We start from the raw sequence: 15,412 nt of genomic DNA, 5'->3' as shown, positions 1-15,412 counted from the left end.
TTCAGACCCAGTAGGCGACGCGCGCGCGATAGTTGCGCATCGCGAGCAGTGCGAGTCCCCAGCCGAGCACGGTGATCACCAGCACGATGACCCAGTGGTAGAGCTGCTGATCGCCGCCGAGCAGGGGGGTCCGGACGATGTCGAGGAAGTGGTACAGCGGGTTGATCTCGGCGATCTTGGCGCGGCCCTCGTTGCCCGTGCCGACGAGTGTCTGTTCGGTCCAGATGATCGGCGTCATGAAGAACAGCAGCTGCACGATGCTGCCGAGTAGCGGCGAAATGTCGCGGTAACGGGTGGAGAGGATGCCGAACACCAGCGACACCCACACCGCGTTGATCGCGATCAGGAACAGTGCCGGGATCGCCGCGATCGCGGTCCAGTGCAGCGGCTGCGGAAACACGATGAGGATGCCGACGTAGATCACGATATTGTGCGCGAACAAGATCATCTGGCGCCACACCAGACGATAGACGTGCACGCTCAGCGGTGTCGGGAGCTGTTTGATCAGGCCCTCGTTGGACATGAACACGTCAGCGCCCTCGAGGATCGAACCGCTGATCAGGTTCCAGATGATGAACCCGAGCGCCACGTACGGCAGGAACGTCGGGACGTCGAGATTGAACAGTGTTCCGTAGAGGATTCCCATCGCAATCGCCGAGACACCGGTCGCGATGGTGATCCAGAACGGGCCGAGCACCGAGCGACGGTAGCGCTGCTTGATGTCCTGCCACCCGAGGTGGAACCACAGTTCACGATGCGAGAAACCATCGCGGAGATCCTCGAATGCACGCTTGAACGTGCGGGAGGACGATTCGATCGGCTCGTCATCGACAGCGAGGGCATCAGGCACGAGTCCCGAGCCTACCCGCGGTGAAATCGGCCCGGTTCCGGTGTGGTCGTAGCGGTGGTTCACAACTCCCAGGTGTGACGTCCGAGCACGCGGCGCTCGTAGTTGTAGATGTTGACGCGGCTCGCGATGAAGAAGGCGAATCCGAAGGTCACGATTCGGTCGATGCTGGGCGGCAGGTCCAGGATCACGCTGACGACCCCGATGGCGATGCCGAGCCCCATCAACACCAGGGCTTTCCGCCACAAGCGCAGATACAGCAGGTAGAAGACACCGAAGACTGCTCCGAGCCAGTTGAAGTTCAGCTTCATCCGCTTACCGAACGGCAACTCGCGGAATGCGGCGGTGTAGGCCGGTGAAGTCTTGATCGCGCCCGGTGTGCCGTTCCTGTCGAAGAACTCGAACCGGAACCGCCACGTATCGCTCAGGCCCTCGTACTTCTCGACGCCGGGCGTGCTGATATCCGTCATGATCCCCCCCAGATGTTCCGGCCGTTCCCCCTGAACGGTTCAACGTATTATGCACGGTGGTTTCGCAGGAGCTGCGCGAGTGTCCGGAGTCCGCGTTCGGTGGCGTCCGCGTCGGCGTGGCTGAAGTTCAGACGCATGGTGCCTAGCTGCGGTCGGTCGGGGAAGAACTCCTCGCCCGGCATGAACGCGACACCACGATCGATTGCGGTGGCGAGAAGCGTTCGGGTATCGATCGGCTTCGTGAGGCGGAGCCAGAAGAACAGCCCGCCGGCGGGACTCTCCCACTCGGCGAGTCCGCTGAGGTGGCGACGCAAGGCTTCGTCGAAACTGTCGCGGCGTGTCCGGTAGAACGAGGCGAGTTCGTCGAGGCGACTCGCCCAGCTCGGGTCGGTGAGGGCGTTGCGCACGAGCTGCTGGGACAGGGTGGAACTGTGTAGGTCGACTGACTGCTTGAGCATCACCAATCGCGGGAACAGATCCTCGGAGGCCGCGAGGAACCCGAGGCGCAGTCCGGGCGCGAACGTCTTGGAGAACGAGCCCTGATACACCCAGGACCCGTCGCCCATGCGTGCGGTGACGGGAATTCGGTCGCGCAGTTCGTAGGCGAGTTCGCGGTACGGGTCGTCTTCGAACAGTGTCGTGCCGCTGTCGAGGCAGGCGCGGGCAAGGCTGTCGCGTTCGCCGTCGATCGCGCACCTTCCGGTGGGGTTGGCGAAGGTGGGCACGACGTACGCGAGCGGGGTGCCCGGGCTATCGGCCCAGTTCAGGTCGGTGAAGTCGGCGCCGTACAGACGGAACACCTGGAGCGCCGCAAGGTAGGTGGGGGATTCGACTGCGACCTGGGTCCCAGGATCGACGAACAACTTCGCGACGAGGTCGATGCCCTGTTGGCTGCCGGACAGAATCATCACGCGCTCCGTGGGCGCATCGAGGCCGAGCGTGCGTAGTTGCTCGGAAACGAGAGTGCGCAGCTCAGGATCGCCTTCGCTCGGCCCGTATTGCAGGGAAGTGGGGGCGATGGAGTGGGTGAGGTGTGGGAGCGTCTCCGGCGCGGGAAGGCCACCTGCGAACGACACCATGCCCGGCCGGTCGATGACGGAGAGAATCTCGCGGATCGGTGACGGCCGAAGCGAGGCGATTCGTTGGGAGAACATGGACAACCCGTCTGATAGGTCAATATTATTGACGTACTCTAAGGCGTGACTGAGAATAAGGTCAAGGTGTTTGACCAAAATCGTGAGAGGGAGCTGAGGGAGGCGATCGAAGACTTCTTCTTCGGATACCGCGCCTTCACCGCGCTACCCGATCGACTACTTGCGGAACGTGGACTCGGCCGGACGCACCACCGCATTCTGCATTTCGTCCGCCGCGACGACGGGCTGTCGATCGGCGCGCTCCTCGACATCCTCGACATCACCAAGCAGGCGCTGCACCGGCCCATCAAAGACCTCGAGTCACAGGGGCTGATCGTCATCACGCCCGACGCTGCCGACCGGCGGGTTCGTCGACTCACGATCACCGACGACGGACGGGCACTCGAAGCCGAACTGACCGACGCCCAGATACGTCTCCTCGACGACACGTTCCGTCAGGCAGGGGAGGGTGCGGAAGCGTCGTGGCGGGCGGTGATGGAAGTACTTCGTGCGAATCCGTCCGCCCCTCGTTGACGGAATCGGGTGTGCAGTTGTTGTCGGCTGCACTCGACGTTCACGACAACAACTGTGCACTCGACCGTCCGCGTCACCGACCGAACGATGTCGAGGGACCCATAAACCTTGATGCCTAGGCGACCTGTGGAAGGTTTACTGAGCCGACCCGTCGACGTCCTGCGCGGGAACACGCAGCGCCACCGGAGCCGTTGGCTTCTCGTCGGTCGATGCATGCTGTGTCGGATCCACGACGAGGACCGGTACAGGACAGTGCTCGGTGAGGTATGCCGCGACGCTGCCCATCATCTGTTTGGACAGACCGTGACCGCGTTTGCCGATCACCACCACGTCGGCGTGCTGTTCGGTCGCGAACCAACGCAGGCTCTGCCCCGCGGGGCCGGCGATGACGGCGTAGCCCACCGGAATGCCCTCGGCGTCGGCCGCTGCGGCCTCCAGGCGTTCTTTCGCCCCCGCGAGTACCTCCGAATCGACGTCGGCTCCGTCGTCGTACGACACCACCGCGACGAGCTCGAGCACCCCGCCGCCCGGGGCGAACAGTTTCCGCGCGGTGCGCAGTGCCTGCTCCGCGTGCTTCGAGCCGTCGAACCCCACCAGCACTCGCAGACCACTGGATGCCTCGCTACCGGCACCCCACATCGCGACCGGTTCCGACGCCACGGACCGAGGACTCCGTTCGATTCGTTCGAATGCGACAGGCACGAACAGTGGCCCGAGGATCACCGCGATGATCGTCCAGCGGGGGTCGTGCCCCTTGCGAGCCATCCACAATCCGGTGGCGAGCCCGGTGAGCACCCACACGCCCATGAAAACCCACAGTGCGGTCCAGTTCACGGTGTCCTCCTGATGTGTATGAGCGCGAAGGATGGGAGAGTCACGGTGCTCGTTGCTCCGGGTGGACGCCGGGGAGTCCGTCGCCGTCGTCGACCCGGTCGCGTTCGGCGACGCGGCGGTAGGCACGGTTGCGGATTGTGAGGACGATCGACGCCAGAACGGCACTGAGCACCGATCCGCACAGCACCGCGACCTTGGCGTGGTCTGCCTCGAGTGATCCGGCGCCGAACGCAAGGTCGCCGATCAGGAGGGAGACCGTGAATCCGATACCTCCGAGGAGTGAGACACCGAACACGTCGATCCAACGCACGTCGTCGTCGAGTCGAGCTTGCGTGAACTTTGCCATCATGAAGGTGGTGCCGAAGATCCCGACGACCTTGCCCACGACGAGCCCGGTTGTCACACCCACGGAGACCGGATCGGTGAGCGTGGAGGTGAGGCCGGAGAGGCCGCCCACCGTGACGCCCGCGGCGAAGAACGCGAAGACCGGCACGGCGATGCCGGCGGACAGGGGCCGGATCCGGTGTTCGACGCGTTCGGCGACGGCGATCTTCTTGCCGTTCACGTGCCGCGCCACGGGGACGAGGAAACCGAGCAGCACACCGGCGATGGTGGCGTGCACCCCGGACTGGTGGACGAGCCACCAGGTGATGATGCCCAAGGGCACCAGAACCCACCACGCGGTCACGCCGCGCTGCATGGCGACACCGAACGCGATCAGCGGGATCACGGCCGCGCCCAGATACAGCAGGTTCAGTTCGTCGGTGTAGAACACGGCGATCACCGTCACTGCGAGCAGGTCATCGACCACCGCGAGGGTGAGCAGGAACGTTCGCAACGCCGTCGGCAGATGCGACCCGATCACTGCGAGAACGGCCACCGCGAACGCGATGTCGGTGGCGGTCGGCACCGCCCACCCGTGCAGCGCTTCGGCGCCGCCGCTCAGGTTGATCGCGACGAAGATCAATGCCGGGGCCGCCATACCGCCGACCGCGGCGACGATGGGCATCGCCGCCCGTCGGAGATCGCGTAGATCGCCCTCGACGAATTCGCGTTTGAGTTCGACACCGACGATGAAGAAGAAAATCGCCAGCAATCCGTCGGCCGCCCAGGTGCCCAGCGACAGATGTAGATGCAACGACTCCGGGCCGAACGTGGTGTCGCGCAGCGCGTGATACGAGTCCGACCAGGGGGAATTCGCCCAGATCAGCGCCGCGAGCGCAGCAAGCAACAGCAGGGCCCCGCCGACGGTCTCCTTACGAAGGATGTCCGAGACACGGCGTGATTCTTCCCAGGAACCGCGTGACAGTAAGGGAAGCGAAGAGAAGATTCCGGGCATCACACGCCTCCGGATATGGAGAAGGAATCGCTGCGATGGCGCGACGGAATCATGAGACCTCCGGTTCGAGAGCAGAAAACCTCGCCGACCAGACTTCCCGGCACACCGCTCATCACCGTACCGCACCGGCCGCTGTCGGCCGGTGCGCCGGGAGAATTCAGGGGGCGCCGCGCACGATGCGGCGCGCGTCTATGGCACGTTCTCGTAGAGCATCGCAATCTGCTCCGCGTACTTCGCGTCGATCGGCTTGCGCTTGAGCTTCATCGTGGGAGTCAGTTCGTCGCCCGACGGTTCCCAGATGGTCGGCAGGACCGTGTACTTCTTGACCTGCTCGACGCGCGACAGTTTCGAATTCGCGACCTGCACCGCCTTCTCGACGGCATCGAGGACGACCGGATCTTCGGCAAGCTTCACGTGAGTGCCGGACAATCCGTGTTCCTGAGCGAATGTTGCGAGCGCGTCAGGGTCGAGTGCGAGCAACGCGACGTTGAACGGCCTGTCGTTGCCGATGACGACAGCTCCTCCCAGCATCGGACACGCAGCGCGAAGCACACCCTCGATGTTGGCGGGCGACATGTTCTTCCCCGCGGAGTTGACGATGAGTTCCTTCTTCCGGTCGATGAGCCGTACATAGCCGTCGGAGTCGATCTCGGCGATGTCGCCGGTGTGCAGCCACCCGTCGGGGTCGATCGCGTCGGCCGTCTTCTCCGGATCGTTGCGGTACCCGTTCATGATCAGAGGGCCTTTGACCAGGAGTTCGCCGTCATCCGCGGTCTTGATCTCCACCCCGGGGACCGCCTGGCCGACGGTGCCGATGCGGATCCCGCCGGGACGGTTCATGGTCACCACACAGGACGTCTCCGACATGCCCCACACCTCGGAGCAGGGGATGCCCAGCGCCAGAACGAATTCGAGCACCTCCGGCGAGATCGCAGCGGCACCGGTGACGGCGACACGTACCTGGTCGAGTCCGAGTTTCTGACGGATCTTCGACAGCACCAGCTTGTCGGCGAGACCATGCTGCAATTCGAGTGTCCTGGGGACGGGCTTGCCGTCGGAGTGCAGCCGCGCGCGTGTGCGACCGACGTCGATCGCCCACAATGCGAGCTTCTTCTTCACCGGGCTGGACTCCTCGGCGAGAGTCTTGTCGATTGCGGCCTTGAGCTTGTACCACACCTGCGGTACAGCGCCGAACAGCGTCGGACGGACACTCGGCAGCACCGCGATCGCCTGTTTGAGATCGTCGAGCGTTGTGATCTGCATGCCGCCGTAGATGCTCGAGTAGTGCGAGCCCCACCGGTTCGCGATGTGCGCATCGGGCAGATACGACACGATCCGGTCGTCGGCGTCGGTGGGCAGGAATGTCGTGGTCGCCTTCAATTCGGCGAGAATGTTCGCGTGGGTGAGCTCGACCCCCTTCGGCGGTCCGGTGGTGCCGGACGTGTAGATGAGGGTGAGCAGATCCGACGGCTGCACGGCCTTCCAGGTTGCCTCGAAATCGAACTCTGCCCTGGTGGAGGCTTCCAGATCATCGAGTGACAACGTGCCCTCTGGCTTTGCGTCGATGCACACGAGGTGCTCGACCTTTGTCGTGCCGATCGCTTCCTGCAGTACCGGGACGAACTGTTCTTCGCAGATCATCACGCGATTGCCCGCATTTCCGAGTACGTACGAGATCTGCTCGGCGGTGAGTGAGTTGTAGATCGAGAAAGGAGTTGCACCCAGGTGGAATGCCGCAGTGTCGACGAGATGGAACTCCGGGCGGTTGGTGAGCATCAGGCCGACGGTGTCGCCGTGCCGGACGCCGAGCCCGGCGAGTCCGGCGGCGAGTCTCTCGACACGGTCGGCGTATTGCCGCCAGGTGTACCGGACGGAGTCGTCCGGTGTGCGGAGCGCGACCCTGTCGGGATACGCCGAGGCGGTGGTGTGGAAGGCATCGCAGAGGGTGGACGGTGCATTGTCTCGAGGTGTCATGGATCGCTCCCGGAGAAGAATGGTGCGAAAAGTGTAAAGTGGACTGCGTACGTGCGTGGGCGGATCGGTGTGAATGCCTGGGGCACTGCGGATCCGCGAGAGCTACCGCACCAGAATTGCCCGCAGCATACTCGGTGTGAGTCGACTCAGTGTGTGTCAGTGCCTGGCCCGAGCGCCAGACGCACCTGCGCTTCGATCGCCACGACGACCGGCTGCGGTAGATGGACTCGCCCGCGCTCGTCGAGGTCGTGGACGATCTGCTGCACCTTGCGCAGATATGAGGCCTTCTCTTCGGCGTTGTCGGTGGACTGTGCGTGGTTGTAGAGCTTGGCGGCGGTGTCGAGGTCCGAACTGTCCTCACTGAGGAGGTATCCGGTTCCGGTGGCCTTGCCGTCGCGTTCGCACCGTGCCCACGTTCGACGCAGCGCATCGACAGCCGTCCGGTAGCGCCCCGCGAATGCCGCATCTCCCGGATACGTGTCGGTGGCCAACGCCTCCGCTTCCTCCAGCGCGCTGTGGAAGTCCATCACGGTCTCGCGGGTGATGTCCGTGACACCGGGATACCGCAGGTAAAGTGCTGGATCGAGCTCGTATGCGCCGTACTCCGACAGGACCCGGTTGTGGACGGCGCGGGCAGCCTCCCACAGACGGACATCGGCGGCCGGAGACGCGCTCGGCTCGGCCGGCTCGGGGATACGACCCACGCGGGGCTCATCGGTCTGGTACGTGCGCTCGGCGTCAGTGCGATGACCGGCCGGTTTCATCTGCTGGTAGACGCGGGGCTTCTCGGGTAGCGCGCGTCGCAGCCGTCGCATGATCTCGATCGCCACCGGATCGGTTTCCAGCAACGCCACCACGTAGACGGCGCCATCGCGAAAAGTGAGCTGCAACGACCGGATTCCCCGGATGCGGAAGTCCCGTTCGGCGGGCACGATGCGGGTCGTGGGTGACTGCTCCGCCGAGAGCGCGACGTCGGTGAGGTCGGCCAGTGAGCGCACGTCATCGGCCGTCTCCTCGGTGCCGATGAGTATCTGTTCGTCGACGATTCCGAGCCGGACTGCTGCGCGGTACCGAGCGAGCGACCCGAACGATTGCAGTGCGAGTGCGGAGGTCACCGATGCGCCGACGACCATCACGATGACCGTTGAGGGCACCCCGGCGAGCGCGAGAACGAGGAGAAGCGGTATCGGTGCGAGTAGGAACGTCGCGCCGAGGATCCTGCGGATCAGGGCGGCGCCGTCCGCGTACTCGGTGCGTGCGATCAGAGCGGGCGTCGTCTCGCGCCGCGCATCCGTAGCTGTCATGCCGGGAGAACCGTTCCACGCATGGCGGAAACGCTACCGTGCCGATGCCGTCGAGTCTTGCGCTGGTTAGAGTCGATCCGTGCCCGAGACGCGTAGAGGCGGTGCTGTGAATTCGACGGTTCGTGCGGCAGCGGGCGGCATGCTCATCGGCGGTGGCGTTTCAATCGGTGCGTACTCCGGTGGCTGGTTCCTGATCCTTGCAGTGTTGTTCGTCGTGCTCGGTACAGGCACGATCGTCACCGCTCTGTCCCGCTCGATCTTCCTTGTGGCCAGCGGTGATCCGGTGCCCGTCGACGTCGATCTCATCGACCGGTCCGCCCCGAACCTGACTTGTTCGTCCACTCTCATTGCGGGCCGGGCGCATCCCCCGGGAGACGCTCCGTTCTCATTCCAGACCCGTGCGGCCCTGTCGAGCTACCAGGTCGCGGAGATCGTCGCCGACGGGCGGGGCGCGCTGCCGTCAGAGGCGGTTGGTGTCCCCGGAGCAGCTCCCGTGATCGAGCACGGCAGTACGCGTGTGCGCACGCCCGCGGCGGTAGCGGCGGTAGCGGCGATGTGGGTGACGATGCTGGTGCCGCCGAGCGACTTCTGGGATTTCACGCCGGCTCTGGCGGCCGGGACATCCGAGTCGTCCCCGGAGGAGGCTCTCGGACCCGACGAACGTCTCTTGTGGCAGTGGTACGACGACGCGCTCGCCTACTTGCGCTCCGATGCGCCCGATGCGTTGGATTCGCTGCTGGAGATCGCGATCTACGACTCCTACGTCAGCGTGGACGTCTACCTCGGGGCTGATCGCATGCGCACATACGAAGGTCGGGCCGACGGGTGGGAGATCACGGAGGGCACCACCGATCGACGGAGCATGGACACGTTCACGGCTGATGAATTGCAGAACTTCTCGGCGCAGCAGTATCTGTCCGAGGCGTCCTCGATGGTGGCTCCGGCGGTGGCCACACCCGAACGGTTCGAGGTCTCTCGCTCCGACGACGACATATTCGGGGTTTCCCGACCGGTCCTCGCCGAATCCTGGTTCGACGGGTCTGCGATCAGGATCCATGCAACGGCCGACGGCGCCGTCGCGCCGTGGTGGCCCGCCGAGGATCTCGCCGCGGGGTTACAGCAGGTCGAGACGGCCCTCGCTGCACGGGGCATTTCCGCGGATGACCCATTGGTCAAGGAAATCGCGTTCGATTCCAGTAGCAGTCCCGGATTCATGCTCGACTACTATCGCGGCGACACGTACTACCGAACCTGGCTCCGTGCGGGGAGATTCAGCGATCCCGACGAGGCCATGAGCGACAGCGACCTTCCTCGGTTCCGGCTGTCGGACGTCACCTCGGGCACCCTGGAACGGGTTCGCGACGACGCCATGAGCCGATTCGGTATCGACCCCGTCGACCGGGGTGCTGCCAGGCTGGATATCGGATTCTGGGGCAGCGAGGGTGGTGAACGCAGCGACGAAATCGTGATCGCCGTCGACTACAGCAGCACGCGCGGCGGCGGAGAGGCTGTGTACACGCTGGCCGGCGATTTCATCACGGAGTGAGGGGATGGCGATTCGGACGGTCATGAGCGTATCTAGTATGACGGACGGTAGCGATGTAACGCCTCGGTCGAACCGGCCGATCTCGAGTTGATCGAACTGCCTGAGGTCGGCAGTCGAAAGTCGACCGGTGTATGGCGCGAGCGGTGAATGCTCGGCCCTGGGAGCGTGGAGGAACTACCGATGACCGAACCCCTACCGGGCTGGGAGCCGACCGCGAAGTATCAGCGGGATCTCGAACCGGGGGAACTCGAAGAACTCAACAGGCTGCGTGCGTGGAAGGAACAGCAGGAGCGCGAGGCGCAGTACCGGCAGATCCAGGAGCAGCAGCGTCAGGCACACCAGCAACGCCTTGCGTACGAGGAGCACCAGCGGCGTCTCGCCGAGCAGCAACACGCGTCGTATCAGGCGCCGTATGCGCAGCCGCATTACGTACCGATCCAGCAGGTCACGGTCCACAACGCGCCTGCCCGTGCAGAATGTCCGCACCTGCTTCACTTTGTGCTCACACTGATCACGTGTGGAATGTGGTTACCAGTGTGGATCATCCACGCGATCTACGTTGCATCGAAGAGCTGACGCGGTCACCTTCGCCTCAGGGACGCTCGAACTTCTCCTCGCGCCCCAACTTGCGCAGCCGCACCCATTCGCGGAGACCCGCTGGGTCACGACGGGTGACCAGGAAATACCAGCCGAACCGTACCCACTCCTGCGGTAGTAGCCGACGCAGACCCGGCTGCGACAGCAGGTAGCCGCGGTTGCGGTACGTGAAATACCGCTTGACGTCGTTGTCGGGAAACTGGGTGTGCATCCGCCCGCCGAGGATCGGCTTGAACTCGTCGGCACCGTCGGGATGGAGATACGCGGTCTGCAGGCACGTCCCGAAGGGAAGCCCTGAACGCACCAGCCGCCGGTGGACCTCCACTTCGTCGCCGCGCACGAACAGTCGCAGGTCGGGTACGCCCACTGCGTCGATCGCGTCCGCTGTGAACAGAGCGCCGTTGAACAGCGACGCGATGCCGGGCAGCAGGTCCTCGTCGCCGAGTTCGTGACGCCAGCGCCGCCACACCACACCGCGACGCAGCGGGAACGCCAACCGGTCGGGCTCGGTGATGTCGCACACCACCGGCGACACCTCGGCCAGGCCGTTGCGCCTCGCGCAGTCGAGCAACGTCGCGAGGACCTCGTCGCCGTCGGGGCGACCGTCGTCGTCTGCAAGCCACACCCGGTGGGCGCCCAGCGACAGCGCATACAGGATGCCGAGCGCGAAGCCGCCTGCCCCACCCAGGTTGTGCTTCGACCCGAGATAGGTCGTGGGCATCTCCACAGAGTCGACGAGTGCGCGTACCTCGTCTTCATCCGCGTTGTCCACCACGACGAGGTGATCGAGCGGTCGTGTCTGCGCAGCCAGCACCTTCAGCGATTCGGCCAGCAGTTCGCGTCGGCGATGGGTGACGACGACGCCGATGATCTTTTCGTCAGACACAGTTCGTTCGTCAGGCACCGTTACCGCCCGTCGAGGAATCGGCGGTACGTTCACGCTCGAGTTCTTCGAGGACGATGTGCACGTGGTCGCCTGCATCGTCGCCTTCGTAAGCGCGCACCACTTCCTCGATGCCGCCCTCCTGACGAATCTGACCGTGATCTATCCACATTGCCCTGTCACACAGCTGTGCGAGGAACTCGTTGGAGTGGCTGGCGAAGACAAGGATGCCCGAGCGCGACACCAGTTCCTGCAGCCGGATCCGCGCCTTCTTCATGAACTCGGCGTCGACCGCGCCGATGCCCTCATCGAGCAGCAGGATCTCCGGGTCGATACTGGTGACCACACCCAGCGCAACGCGTACGCGCATGCCCGTCGAATAGGTTCGCAGGGGCATCGACAGGTAGTCGCCGAGCTCGGTGAACTCGGCGATCTCGTCGACCTTCGCGAGCATCTGCTTGCGGGTCATACCAAGGAACATGCCGCGGATGAGGATGTTCTCGTAGCCGGAGATTTCGGGATCCATACCCACCCCGAGGTCGAACACCGGCGCGACGCGTCCACGTACCCGCGCCGCGCCGCGCGTCGGCTCATAGATACCCGACAGCAGACGCAGCAGTGTCGACTTGCCGGCACCGTTGTGCCCGACCAGTCCGACACGGTCGCCTTCCTTCAGCGACATGGTGATGTCGCGAAGCGCTTCGACGACGACGACGTCGGAGTCGTTACGGCCGATCGAGCCGCCGGCCTTACCCAGGAACGCCTTCTTCAGCGACCGGGTCTTGGCGTCGAAGATCGGAAAGTCGACGCACGCGTTTCGGGTTTCGATGCTGACTCGGCTCACGATGCTGCTCCAGACGCTGACACGAGTTTCGAGCCTACCGGTCCGCTTCCAGCAGCCGACGCCTACAGGTACTGGCCGGTGCCGGTGTGCCCGTGACCCTGCTGCTCATCCGGCCCGCTCTGGAAGTTCAGTCCGGGGGGCAGCGCGCCCTGCCGCATCTGTTCGAGCTGCGCGCGGGCCGCCATCTGCTGGGCGAACAGCGCGGTCTGGATCCCGTGGAACAAGCCCTCCAACCAGCCGACGAGCTGGGCTTGAGCGATACGGAGCTCAGCGTCGGAGGGCACGGACTCTTCGCCGAACGGCAACGCGAGCCGCTCGAGTTCGTCGCGCAGTTCGGGCGCGAGGCCCTGCTCGAGCTCCTGGATCGACGAGTGATGGATCTCTTTGAGGCGGGCACGGCTCGCATCGTCGAGGGGGGCGGCCTTCACCTCCTCGAGCAGCTGCTTGATCATCGTGCCGATCCGCATGACCTTTGCGGGCTGCTCGACCATGTCGGAAAGCGTCTCTCCGGTGCTTGCGCCGTCCTCGGATGTTTCCTCCGGACGCGGCGAATCGGACTGCGCCTCGTCACCATGCAGAACGTCACCACGAGGAACGTCACCACGAGGAACGCGGACGGGCCGGCCATCCGGGCCGATCACCACAACATCGTCATTCTCGGGATGCGTCATGAGTCAATTCTGGCCTTTCCCGGCGATCGCTGTGGCGCCGACCCCATCTACGAGCGGAGTATCCGCGATTTCCGGTCCGAGCGTACCCATCGGTAGGTGGTTGCCCGGGAGCGAGCGACCATTGATCGACTCCAAGATTTAGAGTGTCTGCCATGGCTTACGACGTTGCCCGGATTCGGGGGTTGATCCCCTCGCTCGGCGACGGTTGGATCCACCTCGATCCTCAGGCCGGCATGCAGATCCCCGACGCGGTGTCCCGCACCGTGTCGACAGCGTTTCGAAATGCTGCAGGATCTGCGGCGGGCCGACACATCTCGAACCGTCGGAGCGCAGGAATTCTCGACGCGGCACGCACCGCGATCGCCGACGTCGTGGGCGGCGACCCCGCCGGCGTCGTCCTCGGACCGAGTCGCGCGGTGTTGCTCGCGTGGCTCGCCGAATCGCTGAGCCCGCGGCTCGGGCTCGGCACCGGCATGGTGCTTTCGCGTCTCGACGACGAAGCGAACGTGGCGCCGTGGCTCCGGGTGGCGAGTCGTTACGGAGCGCAGGTGCGGTGGGCCGAGGTCGAGATCGAGACGTGCGACATGCCGGCCTGGCAGTACGAGGAGTTGATCACCCCGACGACGCGCCTGGTCGCATTGTCGGCGGCTTCGTCGGTGGTGGGATCGGCGCCCGACGTCCGTGCGGTGTCCGATCTCATCCACGATGCGGGCGGACTCATGGTCGTCGATGCCGCAGGGGCCGCACCGTACGCACATCTCGACATGGCCGATCTCGGCGCCGACATCGTCACCGTCGACGCAGCGGCCTGGGGTGGACCTCAGATCGGGGCGCTGGTCTTCGCCGACTCAGCGCACCTCGACCGGGTTCCGGCGATGTCGCTCGACCCGCACGCGCGCGGGCCGGAACGGCTCGAAGTGGGTGGCCACCAATACGCGCTGCTCGCAGGCGTCACCACCTCGATCGACTTCCTGGCCTCGCTCGACGACGAAGCCACCGGCACCCGACGGGAACGACTCGAGATTTCCATCAGCTCGATGCAGCACTACCAGGACAAGCTCTTCGAGCGGCTCCTGCGTCAACTCGACAGTCTCAGTGGTGTCATGGTGCTCGGGCGTGCGTCGAGCCGGGTGCCGACGATCAGCTTCACGATCGACGGTGTGCCCGCCGACAAGGTCACCACGCACCTGGCCGATCGCCGCATCGCGACTGTTGCAAGCACTCGCGGGACGAGCCGATTGCTCGACTCGCTGGGGGTGAGCGACGAGGGCGGCGCCGTCAGCGTCGGCCTCGCGCCCTACACCACTGCGTTCGAGATCGACCAGCTTGTGCGCGAACTCCGCAACTTCTGATTGCGGCCTGCGGCTATTTGCTGTCGATCTTCAGCACGACCTTTCCCACCGTCTCGGGGGAATCAAGCAGCTCGTGTGCTTTGGCGGCTTCCGTGATCGGAAGCTCGGCGTGCACAACCGGCTGAACCTTGCCTTCGTCGACGAGCGGCCAGAGATGTTCACGGACTGCTGAGACAATCGCACTCTTACCCGATTTGCCGGTGTCGGGCCTACCACGCAGGCCCGTTGCAGTGACATGGCCGCGCTTGGCGAGCAGCTTGCCGAGGTTCAGCTCGCCCTTGGTGCCACCCTGCATGCCGATCACCACCAGCGTGCCGTCGGGTGCGAGCACGTCGATGTTCCGCGACAGGTAGGCAGCGCCCATGTTGTCGAGCACGACGTTCGCGCCGCCGTATGCCTTCTTCACCTCGACGACGAAATCCTGGTTGCGGTAGTCGATCGCAAGGTCGGCGCCCAGCTCGCGGCAGCGATCGAGTTTGCCGGCCGACGCGGTGACCACCACCGTCGCACCCAGAGCCTTGCCGACCTGGATGGCATGTGTACCGATCCCGCCGCCCCCACCGTGCACGAGCAGGACATCTCCACGGGTCAGACCAGCGCCCATCACGACGTTCGACCACACCGTGCACGCGACCTCGGGCAGTGACGCTGCCGCAGCGAGATCCATGTCTTCGGGTACCGGAAACAGTTGCGAGGCGGGAACCACGACCTGCTCCGCGTATCCGCCGCCGGTGAGCAGCGCGCAGACCCGGTCGCCGATCTTCCACCCGGATACTCCCTCGCCGAGGTCGGCGATCACACCGGAACACTCGAGCCCGAGGATCTCGCTGGCTCCGGGCGGTGGCGGGTACAGACCTCGACGCTGCAGCAGGTCGGCTCGGTTGACCGCGGTGGCGGCAACATCGAGAAGAACCTGTCCGGGACCGAGCTCCGGGTCCGGTTGTTCGATCCACTGCAGAACTTCGGGCCCACCGGGTTCGGTGGCGACGATTGCGTGCATGTCGACGACGTTATCGTGACGGGCTCGGGATATGGCAATGACTCGCGCACATGCTCCCCTCGGAATACCTGCTCGGAGTACCTG

15 protein-coding genes are annotated in these 15,412 nt (G+C 64.8%); 4 read left to right on the top strand and 11 right to left on the bottom strand.

All coding sequences use genetic code 11. The features are described from left to right. Position 1 precedes the first annotated feature (1 nt). Genes wzm through ACZI8W_RS19305 form a run of 3 tightly spaced genes read right to left on the bottom strand, consistent with a single transcriptional unit; the run spans position 2 to position 2,471 of the window. The gene (wzm, locus tag ACZI8W_RS19315) at positions 2-850 is read right to left on the bottom strand and encodes a galactan export ABC transporter permease subunit Wzm/RfbD (RefSeq protein ID WP_463370120.1); all 849 of its coding nucleotides are present in this window, start codon (positions 848-850) and stop codon (positions 2-4) included. A gap of 59 nt (positions 851-909) precedes the next feature. Further along, positions 910-1,317 carry a DUF2628 domain-containing protein gene (locus tag ACZI8W_RS19310; RefSeq protein ID WP_463370119.1) on the bottom strand — a complete coding sequence of 136 codons (408 nt, stop codon included), beginning with the start codon at positions 1,315-1,317 and terminating at the stop codon, positions 910-912. A gap of 47 nt (positions 1,318-1,364) precedes the next feature. Then, on the bottom strand, positions 1,365-2,471 hold the full coding sequence (locus ACZI8W_RS19305; RefSeq protein ID WP_463370118.1) for an aminotransferase-like domain-containing protein: 1,107 nt from the start codon (positions 2,469-2,471) through the stop codon (positions 1,365-1,367). Positions 2,472-2,516: 45 nt separating this feature from the next. Between ACZI8W_RS19305 and ACZI8W_RS19300 the strand changes: the two genes are divergently transcribed. After that, entirely contained in the window at positions 2,517-2,984 is a 468-nt protein-coding gene (locus ACZI8W_RS19300) for a MarR family winged helix-turn-helix transcriptional regulator (protein WP_463370117.1), read from the top strand. Between the two features lie 135 nt (positions 2,985-3,119). Here ACZI8W_RS19300 and ACZI8W_RS19295 read toward each other — a convergent pair whose 3' ends face one another. The 4 genes from ACZI8W_RS19295 to ACZI8W_RS19280 form a co-directional block, all read right to left on the bottom strand. After that, a complete protein-coding gene (locus ACZI8W_RS19295) occupies positions 3,120-3,818 on the bottom strand; it encodes a universal stress protein (protein ID WP_463370116.1) in 699 nt (232 codons plus the stop codon). A gap of 40 nt (positions 3,819-3,858) precedes the next feature. After that, positions 3,859-5,157 carry a Na+/H+ antiporter NhaA gene (nhaA, locus tag ACZI8W_RS19290; RefSeq protein WP_463370115.1) on the bottom strand — a complete coding sequence of 433 codons (1,299 nt, stop codon included), beginning with the start codon at positions 5,155-5,157 and terminating at the stop codon, positions 3,859-3,861. A gap of 189 nt (positions 5,158-5,346) precedes the next feature. Beyond that, positions 5,347-7,131 carry an AMP-dependent synthetase/ligase gene (locus ACZI8W_RS19285; RefSeq protein ID WP_463370114.1) on the bottom strand — a complete coding sequence of 595 codons (1,785 nt, stop codon included), beginning with the start codon at positions 7,129-7,131 and terminating at the stop codon, positions 5,347-5,349. A 146-nt stretch (positions 7,132-7,277) separates the two neighbouring features. Next, the gene (locus ACZI8W_RS19280) at positions 7,278-8,435 is read right to left on the bottom strand and encodes a hypothetical protein (RefSeq protein ID WP_463370113.1); all 1,158 of its coding nucleotides are present in this window, start codon (positions 8,433-8,435) and stop codon (positions 7,278-7,280) included. 79 nt (positions 8,436-8,514) lie between these two features. Here ACZI8W_RS19280 and ACZI8W_RS19275 point away from each other — a divergent pair, with 79 nt between their 5' ends. After that, positions 8,515-9,981 (top strand): hypothetical protein, encoded by a 1,467-nt coding sequence (locus tag ACZI8W_RS19275; protein ID WP_463370112.1) that lies wholly within the window; start codon positions 8,515-8,517, stop codon positions 9,979-9,981. Positions 9,982-10,161: 180 nt separating this feature from the next. Continuing rightward, positions 10,162-10,557, top strand: coding sequence for a hypothetical protein (locus ACZI8W_RS19270; RefSeq protein ID WP_463370111.1), 396 nt, complete (start codon positions 10,162-10,164; stop codon positions 10,555-10,557). Positions 10,558-10,573: 16 nt separating this feature from the next. Here ACZI8W_RS19270 and glfT1 read toward each other — a convergent pair whose 3' ends face one another. From glfT1 to ACZI8W_RS19255, 3 genes are read right to left on the bottom strand one after another with little or no spacing between them, the layout of a single operon-like run. After that, complete coding sequence (gene glfT1 / locus ACZI8W_RS19265) at positions 10,574-11,464, bottom strand: galactofuranosyltransferase GlfT1 (RefSeq protein ID WP_463370110.1); 891 nt, start codon at positions 11,462-11,464, stop codon at positions 10,574-10,576. Positions 11,465-11,474: 10 nt separating this feature from the next. Beyond that, entirely contained in the window at positions 11,475-12,308 is an 834-nt protein-coding gene (gene wzt, locus ACZI8W_RS19260; RefSeq protein ID WP_463370234.1) for a galactan export ABC transporter ATP-binding subunit Wzt/RfbE, read from the bottom strand. A 59-nt stretch (positions 12,309-12,367) separates the two neighbouring features. Beyond that, positions 12,368-12,976 (bottom strand): bacterial proteasome activator family protein, encoded by a 609-nt coding sequence (locus ACZI8W_RS19255; RefSeq protein ID WP_463370109.1) that lies wholly within the window; start codon positions 12,974-12,976, stop codon positions 12,368-12,370. A gap of 152 nt (positions 12,977-13,128) precedes the next feature. Between ACZI8W_RS19255 and ACZI8W_RS19250 the strand changes: the two genes are divergently transcribed. After that, entirely contained in the window at positions 13,129-14,328 is a 1,200-nt protein-coding gene (locus tag ACZI8W_RS19250) for a cysteine desulfurase-like protein (protein WP_463370108.1), read from the top strand. Positions 14,329-14,341: 13 nt separating this feature from the next. Here the strand turns inward: ACZI8W_RS19250 and ACZI8W_RS19245 are convergent, their stop codons facing one another. Beyond that, positions 14,342-15,328 (bottom strand): NAD(P)H-quinone oxidoreductase, encoded by a 987-nt coding sequence (locus ACZI8W_RS19245; protein ID WP_463370107.1) that lies wholly within the window; start codon positions 15,326-15,328, stop codon positions 14,342-14,344. Positions 15,329-15,412 lie beyond the last annotated feature (84 nt).

It is taken from the genome of Rhodococcus ruitaii (genome assembly GCF_055230935.1).
The sequence above is the reverse complement of the archived record's forward strand: the minus strand, read 5'-3'. Positions and strand labels throughout refer to the sequence as shown.

Coding starts and splice junctions, on each gene's coding strand:
- ACZI8W_RS19250 (WP_463370108.1), top strand. CDS start 13,129: ATGGCTTACGACGTTGCCCGGATTCGGGGGTTGATCCCCTCGCTCGGC.
- ACZI8W_RS19285 (WP_463370114.1), bottom strand. CDS start 7,131: ATGACACCTCGAGACAATGCACCGTCCACCCTCTGCGATGCCTTCCAC.
- ACZI8W_RS19270 (WP_463370111.1), top strand. CDS start 10,162: ATGACCGAACCCCTACCGGGCTGGGAGCCGACCGCGAAGTATCAGCGG.
- ACZI8W_RS19280 (WP_463370113.1), bottom strand. CDS start 8,435: ATGACAGCTACGGATGCGCGGCGCGAGACGACGCCCGCTCTGATCGCA.
- ACZI8W_RS19310 (WP_463370119.1), bottom strand. CDS start 1,317: ATGACGGATATCAGCACGCCCGGCGTCGAGAAGTACGAGGGCCTGAGC.
- ACZI8W_RS19245 (WP_463370107.1), bottom strand. CDS start 15,328: ATGCACGCAATCGTCGCCACCGAACCCGGTGGGCCCGAAGTTCTGCAG.
- ACZI8W_RS19255 (WP_463370109.1), bottom strand. CDS start 12,976: ATGACGCATCCCGAGAATGACGATGTTGTGGTGATCGGCCCGGATGGC.
- ACZI8W_RS19305 (WP_463370118.1), bottom strand. CDS start 2,471: ATGTTCTCCCAACGAATCGCCTCGCTTCGGCCGTCACCGATCCGCGAG.
- nhaA (WP_463370115.1), bottom strand. CDS start 5,157: ATGCCCGGAATCTTCTCTTCGCTTCCCTTACTGTCACGCGGTTCCTGG.